Origin of the sequence: Lacrimispora sp. (genome assembly GCF_032078915.1) — a bacterium.
Lineage (GTDB): Bacteria > Bacillota > Clostridia > Lachnospirales > Lachnospiraceae > Lacrimispora.
Genome location: NZ_DAMAUN010000011.1, coordinates 31949 through 48358, shown reverse-complemented (window position 1 = coordinate 48358; position 16410 = coordinate 31949). Strand labels below are relative to the sequence as shown.

At 47.2% G+C, this 16410-nt stretch carries 9 protein-coding genes and 1 riboswitch; all 9 genes read right to left on the bottom strand.

Annotated features, from left to right (window positions below; translation table 11 throughout):
- Positions 1–32 precede the first annotated feature (32 nt).
- The gene (gene xdhA / locus RT269_RS06585) at positions 33–2315 is read right to left on the bottom strand and encodes a xanthine dehydrogenase subunit XdhA (protein WP_313181385.1); all 2283 of its coding nucleotides are present in this window, start codon (positions 2313–2315) and stop codon (positions 33–35) included.
- Between the two features lie 189 nt (positions 2316–2504).
- Positions 2505–3899 carry an NCS2 family permease gene (locus RT269_RS06580; RefSeq protein WP_313181384.1) on the bottom strand — a complete coding sequence of 465 codons (1395 nt, stop codon included), beginning with the start codon at positions 3897–3899 and terminating at the stop codon, positions 2505–2507.
- 79 nt (positions 3900–3978) lie between these two features.
- A complete protein-coding gene (locus tag RT269_RS06575; RefSeq protein ID WP_313181383.1) occupies positions 3979–5259 on the bottom strand; it encodes an amidohydrolase family protein in 1281 nt (426 codons plus the stop codon).
- Positions 5260–5409: 150 nt separating this feature from the next.
- Positions 5410–5505: riboswitch (purine riboswitch) on the bottom strand.
- A gap of 272 nt (positions 5506–5777) precedes the next feature.
- Positions 5778–6014, bottom strand: a complete 237-nt coding sequence (locus tag RT269_RS06570) for a DUF3343 domain-containing protein (protein ID WP_313181382.1) — start codon at positions 6012–6014, stop codon at positions 5778–5780.
- A gap of 65 nt (positions 6015–6079) precedes the next feature.
- Positions 6080–6985 (bottom strand): selenium metabolism-associated LysR family transcriptional regulator, encoded by a 906-nt coding sequence (locus RT269_RS06565; protein WP_313181381.1) that lies wholly within the window; start codon positions 6983–6985, stop codon positions 6080–6082.
- Positions 6982–8124: an aminotransferase class V-fold PLP-dependent enzyme gene (locus RT269_RS06560; RefSeq protein WP_313181380.1), complete on the bottom strand. Its 1143-nt coding sequence runs from the start codon at positions 8122–8124 to the stop codon at positions 6982–6984. Before RT269_RS06560 ends, RT269_RS06565 begins: the two co-directional genes overlap by 4 nt.
- 4 nt (positions 8125–8128) lie before the next feature.
- Positions 8129–9175, bottom strand: a complete 1047-nt coding sequence (selD, locus tag RT269_RS06555) for a selenide, water dikinase SelD (RefSeq protein ID WP_313181378.1) — start codon at positions 9173–9175, stop codon at positions 8129–8131.
- Between the two features lie 82 nt (positions 9176–9257).
- Entirely contained in the window at positions 9258–12947 is a 3690-nt protein-coding gene (addA, locus tag RT269_RS06550) for a helicase-exonuclease AddAB subunit AddA (protein ID WP_313181377.1), read from the bottom strand.
- Positions 12937–16398 (bottom strand): helicase-exonuclease AddAB subunit AddB, encoded by a 3462-nt coding sequence (addB, locus tag RT269_RS06545; protein ID WP_313181376.1) that lies wholly within the window; start codon positions 16396–16398, stop codon positions 12937–12939. The genes addA and addB overlap by 11 nt, the downstream gene beginning before the upstream one ends.
- Positions 16399–16410: the final 12 nt, after the last annotated feature.

Genomic DNA, 16410 nt, shown 5'->3' with positions numbered 1-16410 from the left:
AAAGCTTTCCTCCTTGCTATTAATGGCTGCATTCAGATAAGTCCTTCTTCCTTGAACCGTTTAAATAAAGCCTGAGATGTCATGGGTATCTGGTACATGGACACACCTGTTGCATTTAAAATGGCATTGCGGATGGCCGGAGCCACTGGACAGGCCGGGGGCTCTCCCAGGGATTTTGTTCCAAATGCGCTGGTAGGCTCGTAGTTTTCCACAAACTGTGCCTCCAGATGAGGATGATCCATAGTAGTGGACAATTTATAATCCAGCAGATTGTCATTTAAGGTTCTGCCTGTTTTCTCATCAATGAGAAGCTGTTCCGAAAGGGCATATCCGATTCCCATGCTCATTCCTCCATGGACCTGGGCCTCTGCAAGAGCCGGATTGATCAGCTGGCCGCAGTCATGGACATTGATAATGTCCACCAGCTTTGCCTTGCACATGGGAATATCCACCTCTACCTCGGCAAAACAGCAGCCAAAGGAATAAGCATTGGACTTTATCTGATAAGTGCTTTCAGAGGTCAGATGCTGGCAGTTGGTAAGGCTGTAAAAGGCCTCTGTTGCCAATTCGCCTAATGTCATAAGCTCTCTTCCATCTGTGGTCCGTATGATCTTTCCCTCCCTGATATCCAGGTTAAAGACCGGCATACGGGTCAGCTCATGGGCATATTTTAAAATTCTTTCTTTTAATAAAAGCGCCGTCTGCTTGATGGAAAAGCCTCCTACATAAGTCTGTCTGGAAGCATAGGATCCTGTTCCAAAAGGAGTGATATCCGTGTCCTGACAAGAAATCACATGAACCTTTTCAAAAGGAATTCCCAGAGTATCCGCCGCCATCTGGCCAAAAGCCGTATCAGCTCCCTGGCCGATCTCCGTCTCACCCAGTTGAACCTGTATGGAGCCATCCTGGTTCATGACCATCCTGCAGGAAGAGGTTTCCAGGCTGATTGGCCATACCGCCGTGTTATACCAGAATACCGCACAGCCCACGCCTTTGCGGACAGGTCCGGTCTGGTTGGCGTATTCCTTTCTTTTCCGGTCATAATCTATATAGGCTTTTCCCTTATTTAAGCACTGATTAAAGGTGTCATAGTAATTTTCATTTTTGGAGAATCCATCCACATAGCCTACGGGCATCAGGTTTTTACGGCGGAATTCCACCGGATCCATGCCGATTTTCAAGGCAATGTCATCGGACTGGCTTTCCACCGGGAACATGGCCTGAGGAATCCCGTAGCCACGCATGGCGCCTGCCACAGGCATATTGGTGAATACCGTATAGGCATCACATTCTACATTTTCGCAGGGATATAACTGTGGAAAAGCATTCATGCCCTTTGCCGCGATTCCATGTCCGTGAGAAGCATAAGCTCCCTGATTGGAAAAGCACTCCAGTTTACGGGCGGCAAAGGTTCCGTCAGGACGCACCCAGCTGATAATATGGCTGCGGATGGCATGTCTTGTACGGTTGCTTACAAAGGTTTCTTCACGGGTCACATCAAGCTTGACCAGCCGTCCTCCCACTACCGTTGAAAGGTATGCACAAAGAGGCTCATACAAAGCATCCTGCTTATTTCCAAAACCGCCTCCTATATATGGCTTGATGATGCGGACACTTCCCCAGGGGATTCCAAGGGCCTGCCCCACCACTCTCCTGACGATATGAGGGATCTGGGTAGAAGACACCACGGTTATTTTTCCGTTTTCCATGCTGGCAAAACAAATATGGTTTTCAATATGGCAGTGCTGAACAATGGGAGTATCGTACCACTGGTCAATTTTTACAAGTCCCGGCTCTTTAATAGCTTCTTCCAGGTTCCCCTTTCTGATGCTGGAATGGCCCAGAATATTATTAACATACTTCTCGTGAAGCTGAGGTGCCCCATCCTTCATTGCCTCCTGAACATCAAGAACAAAGGAATATTCCTCGTATTCCACTTTTAAGGCCCTTACCGCCTGCTTTGCAGCTATTTCATTTTCCGCGATCACCGCAGCTACCTCATCGCCGTAAAAACGCACCCGGTCTGTTAAAAGAAGCCGGTCCGCCACATCCTGATGTGAGGTGTCCGTTGACCAGGGATGACCGGCCGTTGGAAAATAGTTCTTAGGCACATCAAAACAGGTGACTACCTTGACCACTCCCGGTATTTTTTCGGCTTCTGAGGTATCAATAGATTTTACGATTCCATTGGCTATGGAAGAGTGGTAGATTTTAGCTACCAGGGCATTTCTCTCACAGAGATCATCGGTATATTTGGATCTTCCCGTGGCCTTATCAAATGCATCCACTCGGGTAACACTTTTTCCGATTATCATATTTACGCCTCCTATTTCTGATTCGTTGTGTAAACAGCTTCCGGTCCTTCCCCTTATGAAAAGGACCGACGGAGACGAGACTTTTTCAAAGCGTAAAACGCTTATCAAAGTGATGTCGCCGCCAGTCCCTGTGTCTGTTGACCGGTTATTCTGATTTTAATCAGACTGCTTTATTGGGTTGATTTTTTATTATATTAATATATATTTCAGCACAAATAATACCGCTAAAACATACATAAGGGTACTGATTTTCTTTTCTTTTGCTTTGCCTGTTAACACATTAATAACGACATAGGAGATAACTCCCATGGAGATTCCCTCGGAAATGCTGTACATAAAAGGCATAGCAATCATTGCGATATAACATGGAATTGCCTCTGTGAAATCTGCAAAATCAACCTTGGTGACGGAAGTCAGCATTAAGAATCCTACCACTACAAGGGCCGGAGCCGTAGCAAAAGACGGAATGGCTAAGAAAATAGGGGATAAGAACAGGGACAAGCCAAACAGGAGGGCTGAAACCACTGCCGTTAATCCGGTTCTGCCGCCTTCTGCAACACCGGCAGCACTTTCTACAAAGGTGGTGATGGTAGAAGTACCGCATAATGCGCCTGCAGTCGTTCCAATGGCATCTGCCAATAGCGCGCCCTTGATTTGCGGAAGTTTTCCCTCTTTATCTAGCATATCTGCTTTAGAGGCCACACCGATTAAGGTTCCCAGAGTATCAAATACGTCTACAAACAGGAATGCAAACATCACTACAAGGAAATCAAGAGAAATGATTTTGGTGAAATCCAGTTTGAAAAAGGTTGGTGACATATCCGGAATTCCAAAACCGCCTGAAAAATCAGGGAATACACTGAACATTCCCAGCTCCGGATTGGGTGTGTATAAACCGACAGCCTGACAGACCATACCCAGAATCCAGGTAATAATAATTCCCCACAAAATATTGCCTTTTACATTTTTTACTACCAGGACGGCCGTGATCAGAATGCCGATAATTGCTAATAATACGGTAATACCAACGGTATTGAAGGAACCATCCGCAAGGGAGCCCTTGAAAGAATACATAGTAACGAGAGTTGCCCCATCCACAACGATCTTTGCATTCTGCAGTCCGATGAATGCGATAAACAAACCGATACCAACGGATACGGCATGTTTTAAATTCATAGGAATTGCATTAAAAATTGCCTCTCGCACATTCGTCAGAGAAAGAATGATGAAAATAATACCTTCGACGAATACGGCGGTCAATGCGATCTGCCAGGTATAGCCCATGTTAAGGACTACGGTATATGCGAAATACGCATTAAGTCCCATACCTGGTGCCAGTACAAAAGGATAATTTGCAAGTCCTGCCATTAAAAGGGTGGCAAACAGTGAACCAAGTGCAGTAGCCGTAAATACAGCCCCACTGTCCATTCCCGCGGCACTTAAGATGCTTGGGTTGACTGCCAGAATATAGGCCATAGTCATAAATGTGGTAATACCGGCAACGATTTCAGTCCTTGCATCCGTATGATTCTCAGATAAGTGAAAAACCCGTTCTAAGAATCCCCCGCTTTTTTGTGTTTCCATACTTTTCCTCCTTGATAGTTAGATATTTTCTTTGCTGTATTAAGATCTGCCCCATGCAGTTCTTTTTAAATAAATATAGCTAAAAAATTCTATTTCCCCCCGTATATTTCCCCTTTAAATGCCTGTCATCGGACAGATAGATAAACCGCTCCAGTCTCTCCCTTAAGTTAAGTTCCTGAGGATGAGGCAAACCGATGTCATCCAAAACCAAAGCATCAAATTCATAGCCTTTCAGGAAGCTTCCCACCTTTCCAAAGAAGGAGCCTCCGCCTAAAGTTCCAAGATAAAATGCCTCTTCCACGGTAAGTGGCTTTAAGCTTTCATCCGTTAGCCTCCATCTAAGCTTTGACACCTGAATGGCATCTGCCATAGCGCGGAAAATGGATTCTCCGCTTCCTCCTGCCACGTCAGTTCCAAGCCCCACATTCAACTCACGGTCCAGATAAGTTCTGACCGGAGCGATCCCGGAAGATAAGTTGGTATTAGACTGAGGGCAATGAGCGATATAAACCCCACGCTTTTTTATTAATTCAATTTCCTCTTCGGATGAAGAAACACAATGAGCCATTACGGTTTTCCCGTTTTCTCCGAACAGGCCGAACTGATCATAAGCATCTCCGTAAAATTCGGAAGCCGGGCAAAGCTCTTTTACCCATGCAACCTCTCCCTGGTTTTCCGACAAATGGGACTGAACCGGGAGTCCCTGCTCCTTCTGCAGCCTTCCCAGCCGTTCCATCAGATCATCGGTACAGGATGGAATAAACCGTGGTGTAAGGATAGGCTTTACGTTCTCATATTTGGATCCGGTTTCTTTCAGCCAGAGGAGCGTTTCCTGCTCCGACTCTTCTGCTCCCTGTTCCCGTAAGTAATCCGGCGAATTCCGATCCATATTGACCTTTCCGATCATGGTCTTTAAACCGGTTTCCTCCATTAGGTCCATTAAAAGCTCTGTGGCCGGCCTGTGGATGGTTCCAAAGATACAGGCCCTTGTAGTAGCACTTTTTTTCATGGATTCTGCGAAAATCCCGTATGCCTTTTTTGCATATTCCAGATCGGCATACTTGGCTTCCTCCGGAAATGTATTGGTGTTCAGCCAATCCAAAAGCTCCAGATCCATTCCCAAACCGCGAAAGGCGAACTGAGGCGCATGGATATGAAGATCCACAAGTCCGGGTACAATGAGCATATCTCCAAAGTCCTCGAAAGGATACTCCGCAAACTGCACCGGAAGCTCTTTGTAAACTCCTGCCGACTTCCCATCCTGACAGACCAGGTACCCCTGCTCCACCGTCTTTAATGAGCGGACATCTTCACTGTAACAAACGTTCCCTTTTAAAACAAAATTTTTACAACCAGTCATAGAACCTCCTATTCCGTACCAGAAAAATCAAAAATACGGCAGCCATAATTGCGGCGTTCCATACATTCTGAAATTTTACGCAATAAAAAACTACCGCCATTTCTATCTGTTCACACGCACATCATAATTATACGACAAAAAAGCCGGACTTATTATGGCGTGGAAACTTATAGGCAACTATTACGGTAGTTGGTAGAGACGCTCAACCAATTATGAGCATATATAAGTTCCTTGAATACTGATACTAAAAACCCTGTTATTTGTGACAGGTTGACTATATCATATTGTACAACTATTTGTCAATACCCATTTATTTTTTGTACATTTGTTATAATTTAATAGTATTCTTCCCAACTTAGGCAATAATTGTCGGTGAATTATTCATAGATTTTTTCTATAAATAACTTTTTTTCCCTGCATACATAAAAAAAAGAATCATGAAGAAGCAGCCGCGGCCCTTCTCCTCTGATTCTTTTTGCTTAAATCTGTTAAAATTTTCACGTACTCCATTGAAACGATCAGATCAAATATTCCCCGCACTTCTCAAAACGGAGTCCCCTCGCCTCCATCCATTTTTCTATCTCTCCATCCCAGTTAACTGGCATAGCCCAGGAAAGTCCGCAGCCGTAAGAAATCTGCCTGGGAACCGGAATGAGCCGTCCCGGTATCCCCTCCTTCTGGCATTGGGTCTCCATGGCAATGGCCTCAGCCGTTGTACGGAAGGTAATCACAATTTTTTGTTCTTTTTTTCTCATAATCTCTTACCCGCGTTGTGTTAATAAAAATCATTTCACCGGTCATTCCAATCTATAGGAAGACTCTATAAATATGCATATAGTTCCCGGACAAAACGTATGAATAATCTGGCTGCCTTACCGGGCTTGTGATTTTTGCTCCATACCATATACAATTTCCGGTAAACCTCCTCGGCCCCCAGTGGAAACCGGAGCAGGGAGCCCTGCTCAACATAATCGTCCACAGCCGCTCCGGATATGATGGAAATTCCCATTGCCGCTTCCACTGATTTTTTAATGGTTCCCTGATTGCTGATGGTCGCTACGATCTCCAGCCGTTTTAAATCGACTCCCATATCCTGTAAATAACGTTCCGCTTCTTTTCTCGTGCCGGAGCCTTCTTCCCGGACGATCCACCGTTCCTCATAAAGCTGATCTAAGGAAAACCCCGTTTTCTCATATTGGCGGTATTTGTCATTATTGGGAGTGATAATCACCAGACGGTCATAATAAAAAGGTTCAAATACACAGGTGGGATCAGAGCCTGTAGTTCCTGTAAAGCCAATTTCCACCTGCCCATCCTGAACCATACGGACCACTTCCATGCTGTCCGCTTCCTTTAACTCCAACTGATTTCCCGGATAGGTTCTGGAAAACAGAGAAAGAATCTGAGGCAGAATATACTGACCGGGCACTGTGGAAGCGCCCACTATGATTTTATTAGCCGCTTTTGAATCTTTTTGAGTGAAATCCCTCAGAATATTTTTTTCCAGCTGCAGCATCCGCCTTGCATTGTCATAAAGCAGCTCTCCCTCACTGGACAGCTCCACCTCCTTGGTCGTGCGGACAAACAGCCGTACTCCCAATTCCTTTTCCAAAGAGCTGATATGGGCGCTTACCGTAGGCTGGGTCAAATAAAGTTTCTTGGCAGCCGCAGAAAAGCTTTTTCCTTCCGCTACGCATACAAACGCTTCCAATTGTTTTAAATTCATAGGCTCAATTCCCTCACAGCAAGAATGGCTTCGTCAATCTCTTCTTCCTTATTATAGTGGGACATGGAAAAACGCACGGCTCCCTGCTCCACCGTTCCAAGAGCCTGGTGCATAAGAGGGGCGCAGTGGGCCCCCGCCCTGGTATAGATCCCATAGGAGCAGGCCAGCTCGTCAGCCACTTCTCCGGAATCGTAATCCCCTATGTTGAGAGCCACCACCGGGGCGCGGCAAAGAAGGGCTTTTTCTGAAAAGTCCCCATATACTTTAACTCCCGTGATATCCTTTACCCCTTCATAAAACCGTCTCATAAGAGAAAGCTCCCTCACCCGGATGTACTCCATTCCTGTCTTCTCAAGATACAAAAGAGCAGCATGAAGTCCTGCAATCCCGTGTCCATTTAAGGTTCCCGCTTCCAAAACCTCCGGCATCTCCTCCGGCTGAGTCTTTAAGTAGCTTTTAATTCCGCTTCCTCCCACCAAAAATGAGCGTATGGCAACTCCCTGGCGGACACAGATTCCTCCGGTCCCCTGAGGTCCCAAAAGTCCCTTATGTCCGGTAAAGCACAGAACGTGGATCCCCATTTTTTCCATATCAATGTCAAACACTCCCGCTGTCTGGGAAGCATCCACCACCAGAAGGAGTCCGTTCTTTTTACAGATGTTCCCAATGATTTCCAAGTCGTTTATATTTCCAGTCAAATTGGAGGCATGGGTACAGACCACTGCCTTTGTATTTTGCTTTATTTCCTTCTCAATATCCTCATACCGGATCCTGCCCTTTTTATCTGCAGGAAGAATAGAAAGCTCTGCCCCCTGCTCTTCCATACGGTACAAAGGACGCAGCACGGAATTGTGCTCCATCATGGTGGTAATCACATGATCGCCCGGTTTAAACAGGCCCTGGATGGCCATGTTTAAGCTGACCGTGGAATTGGCTGTAAAGGCCACCCGGGAAGGATCTCCTGCATGAAAAAGCTCTGCAATGAGCCTGCGGGTATCGAAAATCAGACGGGACGCATCAAGAGACGCCCCATGGGCTCCCCTTCCGGAATTCCCAAGGGATCTCATTGCGTCAGCCACCGCCTCTATCACTTCCTCCGGCTTTTGGCAGGAGGTTGCCGCATTATCCAGATAAATCATGGCCTTACCTCAACTTTACTGATTTTCCTTCTCGTTCCACGACCCGCCCGATGATGCCATAGGCTGTCTCCATTTGTGCCTCTTTTAAATCCTTCATAATGTTTTTTGCATCCTTAAGAGAAACACTGATCAATAGTCCTCCTGAAGTCTGGGGATCACAGAAAATATCACGGATATATTCCTCTGTTTCTCCAAAATCCAGCTTGTCCTCTGTATAGGAACGGTTCCGGTAAGCCCCTTCCGGAATAAGTCCCATCTGGGCAAGGCTTATCGCCTCTTTCTGGATGGGTAAGTCTTTCACGGAAATCTCAATCGTGACCCCGCTGCCCTCCGCCATCTCCACCGCATGACCTGCCAGGCCAAAGCCTGTGACATCGGTGCAGCTATGAACCTCATAATGCTCGATCACCTGCTTTGCCTTCCTGTTTAGAGAAGTCATGACACGGATCACTTCCTGTTTCGACTCTTCTGATGCCATATCCGCCTTGACTGCCGTGTTAACGATCCCGGTTCCCAAAGGCTTTGTCAGAATGAGAACATCTCCCGGTCTGGCTTCACAGTTTTTAAAAACCTTATCCGGATGAACAAACCCGGTAACACTTAATCCGTATTTGGGTTCGTCATCCTGAATGGAATGTCCGCCTGCCAGTACGGCTCCTGCCTCAAGAACCTTTGATGCTCCGCCTTCTAAAATCTTCCCCAAAAGGGCGGGATTCACGCAGTTTGGCCATGCCACAATATTAAGAGCCACTTTTGGTTCTCCGCCCATGGCGTAAATATCGCTCAGTGCATTGGCGGCCGCAATCTGGCCAAAGGTATAAGGATCATCCACCACTGGGGTGAAAAAATCAAGGGTCTGTATCAATGCGGTCTCCTCGTTCACCTTGTAAATGGCACCGTCATCAGAGGTTTCAATCCCCACCAGCAGATTTGGATCCTCAAATTTTGGCAGGTTCTCTAAAATCCCGGCAAGGGTTCCAGGACCGATTTTAGCGGCACAGCCAGCAGTTTTCGTCATTTGGGTAAGTCTCACTTCTTGATCTGGTATCATACCTGTTCTTCTCCTTATATTTATAGATAATTTCTATCATTATTTTAACATATTGTCGTTTTTTAGCAACCCTTCCAAGCATTTAAGCCAAAGGGATTTCCTTTTCCAGAGCCATGGAATAAATAATTTTTTCCTTTACCCTTTTCCCCGTCATCTGTTCCAGCGCCCGCTCATAATAATCCATCTGCATCTGATACCGCCCGACCAGCACGTTCTCTTCTCCCTGGCCGATATGATCCGTCTTATAATCCACCAGAACCAGGCCCCCCTCTTCTTCCATATAGGCATCTATGATTCCCTGGATGAGGATCCGTTCCTCGGAATCCCCTGCATCCATATCCCGGGCAGGAATTCCCACTACAAACTGCTGCTCCTTTTTTAAGCGCCCTGACAACTGAGCCGTGGCCAGCCGGTTTCCCAGAGAAGAAGTCAAAAAGGCAAGAAGCATATCCTCTGATAAAAGGGAAAGGCTTTCTTCATCCATCCGCTGATCCCTGCGGAATCCGTCCAGGGCATGACGAAGGTCTTCCCTGGTCCTTACCTTTCCAAAGTCCAAAAGCTCCAGAGCCCTGTGATAGGCAGTTCCCCGAAATGCACCTTTCGGGCGTTCCTCCTTTCCCTCTTCCTTCAGGAATGAAGGAATCGTAGGAAGAAACCCGCTTTCCTCTTCATCCGTAAACTGTCCCTGTTTTTTTAATTCGGATACAGTCAGCTTGGTATGAAGCCTGGTATCTGTCTCATGGGGATAACGGTAATCAAAAGCTGCCCTTAAATCATTAGCAAACTCCTGATCATAAACCCTGACCGTATCAAGGGAAAGGAGAGCATCCTTTGTCAGCTTTTTTTCAGCCTGCCGTTCTATCTCTTCTCCTACCAGACCGGAAACCGACAATTCCTTTAAAATCAGATTCCCAGTGTCTGCCCCTTCTTCCCCCTGGATCCGGGAAGGAGAATATTTTCCCGAAAGGCTCATGAGCATCCAGTCTAAGTAGGAATCCGCAGAACCGAGAATGGTAAAGGGGATCTGGCCTTCGACTCTTATAATATCCGCAAAACGTTCCAGCTTTTTGTCCAGATACCGGTCAAGTCCGGTCATGATAAGCTTTTCTTTTGCCCTTGTCATAGCCACGTAGAGCACGCGAAGCTCCTCCCCCATGGCTCCAAGGTCCATTTTCCGCCGCAGGACATGTTTTTTTAAGGTAGGCGCTTTGACACGCCGTTCAAGGTCCAGATGGTCCGTTCCTATTCCTAAGTCAGGATCAATGAGGATCTTTCCATAGGAATCCTGCTTATTAAACTTTTTCCCCATACCCGCCAGAAATACCACCGGAAATTCCAGTCCCTTGCTCTTATGGATGCTCATGACCCGGACCGTGTTCTCCTCCCCGGCCAGGGAAGCTTCTCCAAAATCCGTATCGTATTTTTTCAAGTTTTCAATATAGCGGATAAAGTGGAACAATCCGGTATAGCTGGTCCTCTCATAGGCAGACGCCTTTTCCACCAGCATGGCAAGGTTGGCCCTCCGGACTTCTCCTGCCGGCATGGCGGAAATATAATCATAGTATCCGGTTCCTTCATACAGATCATAAAGCAGCTCATGAATGGAAAGATAGGTTGACTTTTCCCTGTAAAGGGAAAGGAGTTCAAAAAAAGTCTCCAGCTTAGAAATAAGTCCCGGATATTCCGGATCATCCATCTCCCCATATTCTTTTCTGTAATGCTGCCATGCTCCATATAATCCCCTGTCCTGGCCTTTTTTAGCCGTCTTTTTCCAGACAGCCATCAAATGAGCCATTTCTTCATCCGTCACCCTGCCGATGGGAGACTTTAATACTGCAGCCAAAGGGATGTCCTGCATGGGGTTGTCAATGATATTCAGCATGGAGAGAATGGTTTCCACCTCTGGAGCGGTAAAATATCCGGTTTTTCGTTCCGCATAAGCCGGAATTCCTTCATTCATCAGGACGTTCACAAAGTCCTCCGCCCAGCCGCTTAAAGATCTTAGCAGGATCACCACATCCCCATATCCAGCGATGCGGTAGCCTCCCTTTCCTCCCTGCCTTTTATCCCAGATCAAAAGACCGCTTACCGGATCCGTAAGCTCTTTGATCTTCCCGGCAATGACCTTTGCCTCCATCTCCCGGCTGGTATAATCGACGGCATCGTTATCAAGCTGCTTTAATAGGTTCCCTGACCCATGGATCATAAGGAATTCTGTTTTCTCTCCTACGCGGCCCTCTTCCTTAAGAAATTCTGCTCCCGGATGGAGTGCTGCGTCCTTTGTATACTGTATATTCCCTAAATTCTTTGTCATGATCTGGTAGAATACCTCATTAATACTCTTAAGGACTTCATCTCTGCTTCGGAAATTCTGGTGCAGCTCGATTTTCTGGTATTTTCCTTCCTCTTTCGAGTAGGAGTCATACTTCTCTAAAAACAGCTGGGGCCTTGCCAGACGGAACTGGTAGATGCTCTGCTTCACATCGCCAACCATAAATACGTTGGGAGTTCCAAACCGCTCTCTGGAAATACTGCCGATGAGGGCTTCCTGGACATCATTGCTGTCCTGGTATTCGTCCACCAGGATTTCCTCGAACTGCCTGCTAAGCTCATCTGCCACCTCGGTGGCCGCCGTCTTCCCCTCTTCCCTGGTCAGCAGTATCTCCAAAGCATAATGCTCCAAGTCATTAAAATCCACCAGGTTCTTTTCCCGTTTCTTTTCCTGATATCTGCGGGCATATTCTCCTGCCAGATGAAGCAGGGCCGTCACCGCGTCCCTGGTTCCCCTGATATCGGAAAGAACCTCCTCCGGCGATTCAAAGCAGTATAAATCAAGAAGCTTTCCAACCGCCTTTTTCACCCGGTCACGGATTCCCGTTACAAACGACTTTTTATCTGCATCAATATCCTTGCTCCGAATGGAAGCCAGACGGTCAAAGGATGCCTTTTTTAACTGCTCGTTAAACGCCTCATAATCCTCTGCAAGACTTAAGCGGTCCAGCAGCCGGAGGTCGCTCTCCAGCATGGGCAGATAGGCCTCCGGCCCGTTCTCTTCCTCGCAGACCTCCATGGCCTTTTTCACCTGGAATTTTAATTCCGAAAGCTGAAGCCCGGCATCCTTCATTAAAAATTTCATCCAGCCGGTATCCATGATCTGATCCATATCAGAAGTTTCAAGCTCTTTCCTGCAATTGTCAAGCCACTCATGGGGCCAGGGATTGCTCTGGGAAAAGGTAAACACCTGCATGATATAATCTTCGATTCCCTTATCAGACTTTCCCGTAGCATAGGTTTCCACAAACTTCTCAAATAAGGGATCCGCCTTCTCGTAATACTCCTCCAGCATCTCTTTCATCACATCAGCCCGTAAAAGAATAAGCTCTCCCTCATCCCCCACCCGGAAGGCAGGGTCAATGTCCAGCTTATTATAATGGTCTTTAATAAGTCCCAGGCAGAAACTGTCAATGGTGGTGATCTGGGCATAGGGGATCATGGCTGCCTGCATCTGTAAATGGGAGCTGTCCGGATTCTCCATAAGCTTTTCATCTACGGCCTTTAACACCCGTTCCCGCATTTCATCGGCAGCCGCCTTTGTAAAGGTCATGACCAGGAGCTGATCGATCCTTAAAGGAGCTTCGCCTTCCGTGATCATGCGGATGATTCGTTCTACCAATACGGCCGTCTTACCGCTTCCTGCTGCCGCCGACACCAGGAGATTTCTGTTTCTGCTTTCAATGACGGCCTTTTGTTCCTCTGTCCAGCTAATCGCCATTTGATTCTCCTTCCTCCTCTTCTCCCTCAATGACCGGCCATATTTCTTCGGATTTTAAGGTTTTAAATTTCCGGAAACCATATCCGGCCGTCTTTAAGTCGAATCCGCAGACCGCATGGTAAGGGCAGTAATCGCAGGCGCTGCGGTTCCCCTGCTTATAGGGATTTACATCGATGACACCGTCAAGGATCTCTCTTCCTTCTGACGTTAATTTTTCCCGCACAAACTGCCTGAGTGCAGAAAAACGATTGCCGCCTGCAACCGATGACCTGGCTTCCTGAATGATCCCATTTTTCATGGCGACAGGAATCACGTCGGATTCCGTCTCGATCTCATGATCCAGGTGAGTGATGGCGTCTAAATCACTGTTGACCAGACCGTTCATGCGAAGCTGTTTCAATATCTTCCCATCTATCTCCTCATCCGTCATTTCGCCTTCCCTTTCAATGACAGGGTCGTTGATGTTATAATAAAAGATTCCGGCAGGAACTACAGGCTTGTCCGGCTTTTTCCGTTCCTCCATCTCCAAAGCAGCATCCATATAGACCACCAATTGAAGCTGAAGGCCGTAATACAGGGCCGTTAAGTCAAATGCCGTGCTTCCTGACTTGTAATCAATGATCTTCACATAGACTGCTTCTTCATCCTCACATAGATCCATGCGGTCGATCCTGCCTCTTAAATGAATGGCTTCTTCCTTTGAGAGAGGGATCCTCATGGCATTTAACTGATCGGCAGCAGAAAAGGAAACCTCAAATCCCACCGGAACAAAATCCCCTTTTTTCAGCTGCTCGGAAAGAGCCCACACCGTCCGGTCCGTGATCCGTTCCACCTTGCCCGCCAGATAGGCATTTCTGGCAGAGCTTTTTAAGATGGTATTGCCGTATTCTTCCGTCACCTTAGTCACACATTCATGGACCAGGCTTTTCCTATCTTCCTCAGTCAGGGTCTTAAAATCCCTTCCTTCTTCTTTCATGCGCTGAAACCATAAGTCAATGGAATCGTGGAACAGGTTTCCGATATCCATGGCTGCCAGCTCATATTCCTGCCTCTCCATTAACTCCAGCCCGTAATTTAAGAAATGGGCATAGGCACAGGAGGCGTACTGCTCCATTCTCGTAACACTTCCGCTTATGACGGAACCGTAGAGAGCCTTTGCCGCCGCTTTTCCGATTCCCCTCTGTTCATAGGCATAGAAAGCCGCCTCTGCCAGCCTTTTTCCTTCCTCCCTATGGTCCTCCGATAAAAGAAATGCCTTAAAAAGTTCCAAAAGCTTCTTATCTTCCCCGGTTTTTCCGAACTCGCGGAGTCCGGTCGCCAGCCGGTCCTTTGCCTCTCTCATAGACAGAGGAACTGCCGTCCGTAAAGGGGAAACTTCCGAAAGGCCGGGAAACAGTCGTTTCAGTTCACCCACCAAAGTGGAAGGACGCAGGCTTTTCCCGCTGCCATCCATAGCAGCATAGGATAAAACCAGCCGTTTCTCCGGTTTTGTAAGGGCCAGGTAAAGATAAAATCTTTGCCGGAGTCCCTCTTCCCTGGCAGTAGGTGCCAGCTCCATATCATGAGTTCCCAGAAATTCTCTTTCCCGGTCCGTAAACAGACTGCTTTTTTCCTTTTTCACCGGCACGATCCCGTCATTGACCCCTACAAAAAACAGTACCTTAATATGATCCAGCCTGGTTCTGGTGATATCCCCCACCACGACCCGGTCCACGGTGGCTGGAATCAGGCCCACCTGGATCTCCGAAAATCCTGCGTCCAGAATTTCCCCATACTCTCTGCGGCTTACATGCTCTTCTCCTAAAAGCCCTGCCAGGCGGTCAAATAAGTCCATGACCAGCCCATAAACCTGGCTGTATTCCATGGCAAGGGTGAAATCTCCCATTTCCCGGAATTTTTCCGTGGAGACCATCATCTTTTCTTCGATCCCTGTCTCCATAAGAAGAGCTGCAACTGCCCCGGTCATGGAAGCCACCGTGGAATCCGGATTTCTAAAGGCCTCTCTCAAGCGCTCTAAGGGAGCCATAAGTTCCTCTCGGAATCCATTTAATTCTTCCAGGTTAAGCTCCTTGCCTCCACGGTACCAGCCTTCCCACTGGGCATTCCATCGTTTAAATCCCCGGATTCCCATGGCAATGACATAATTCTCCAGGCGGTCTATTTTCTCCTCATCCTCTTTGGCCGCAATGAGTCCGGTTCTCAAATAACGGAATACGGATTCATAGGAAAAATCCTTTTGAATGATCTCCATGACAGCGCGGATTAGCTCCACCATTGGATTTTTTAAAATGCTTTTTTTATTGTCCAGGAAATAAGGGATCCCGTTTAACTGAAACTGATGAATGATTTCATTGGAATAGCCCACGATATCCCCGGTGATAACCGCCATATCCCGGTAACGAAGTCCCTGATCCCGGATCTCCTCTTCCATGGAGCGGATCACAAAAGCGATTTCCTCCATTGGATTTAAAGCCTTAACCAGACGTATGGAACCGGAACCCTCCTGGCAGGACTTTCCTTTATAACGGTATAGGTTTTGTTCCAGAAAATCCAGGGCATTTTCCCCGCAGTCCTGTCCTTCCCGGTTCTCTCCGCCGGCCTCTCTAAGGAAACGGACAGCCGGATGGTTTTTTAGAAGTATATCCTTCTCTTTTCCTGCCCCTGTCTCTTTTGCCAGCCCATTTAGTTTCCAGATCATCTGGCGGCTCATGTGAAATAACTCCTGGACACCGGATTTTCTGCTCATGTTTTCGGCAGGGTCTATGGTCACTGTGACGATGACCCGTTTGCTGTATCGGAGAAACAGTTCCAGGATCCGGTACTGGACCGGGGTAAAACCGGTATAGCCATCAAGGGTGATCACGCTGTTTTTAATCAGCTCTGACCGGGGAAGGATCCTGCACAGCACATCTAAGATCTCCTCCGTGGTGATATATTTATCCTTTATGTAGTCCTTAAACCCCTGATAAATGACAGAAATATCGGAAAGCTTCTGTCGAAGCATGGGACTTATGGTATCAGGGATCTCCTCGTTTAACATCTCCGGTGTTATGCCGTACTGGTAAAGCTCTGACAGCATGGACTTTAGCTGGGAGATAAACCCTGACTTTGATAAATGTTCTTTATAAAGGACCAGGTCCTTTTTCTTATTGGCAGCTACCTTCCGCAGCACCATGGATTTTCCCATATCGTCAAGAACCTGGGGACTTGAAATGGCAAGCTCCTCAAATACCCGGTAGGCAAGACGTTTGAAGCTTACGATATCAATATTCATGACCCCGTGGTTTGGATGAAGGGAAACGATCTCCTTCTGGGTCTGCATGGTAAACTGTTCCGGCACAATGGCGAAATACCGGGTATCCGGTTGCTCTATGGACTGGCGGATCAATTCCGTATAAAGGCGGAAGGTCTTACCGGAACCAGATCCGCCCAATATCAATTGAAGGGACATATCTTTTTTCGT

Bases quoted from the DNA above. Each gene is read 5' to 3' on its own strand.
- xdhA (WP_313181385.1), bottom strand. From the start codon at position 2,315: ATGATAATCGGAAAAAGTGTTACCCGAGTGGATGCATTTGATAAGGCC.
- RT269_RS06580 (WP_313181384.1), bottom strand. From the start codon at position 3,899: ATGGAAACACAAAAAAGCGGGGGATTCTTAGAACGGGTTTTTCACTTA.
- RT269_RS06575 (WP_313181383.1), bottom strand. From the start codon at position 5,259: ATGACTGGTTGTAAAAATTTTGTTTTAAAAGGGAACGTTTGTTACAGT.
- RT269_RS06570 (WP_313181382.1), bottom strand. From the start codon at position 6,014: ATGAGAAAAAAAGAACAAAAAATTGTGATTACCTTCCGTACAACGGCT.
- RT269_RS06565 (WP_313181381.1), bottom strand. From the start codon at position 6,985: ATGAATTTAAAACAATTGGAAGCGTTTGTATGCGTAGCGGAAGGAAAA.
- RT269_RS06560 (WP_313181380.1), bottom strand. From the start codon at position 8,124: ATGATTTATCTGGATAATGCGGCAACCTCCTGCCAAAAGCCGGAGGAA.
- selD (WP_313181378.1), bottom strand. From the start codon at position 9,175: ATGATACCAGATCAAGAAGTGAGACTTACCCAAATGACGAAAACTGCT.
- addA (WP_313181377.1), bottom strand. From the start codon at position 12,947: ATGGCGATTAGCTGGACAGAGGAACAAAAGGCCGTCATTGAAAGCAGA.
- addB (WP_313181376.1), bottom strand. From the start codon at position 16,398: ATGTCCCTTCAATTGATATTGGGCGGATCTGGTTCCGGTAAGACCTTC.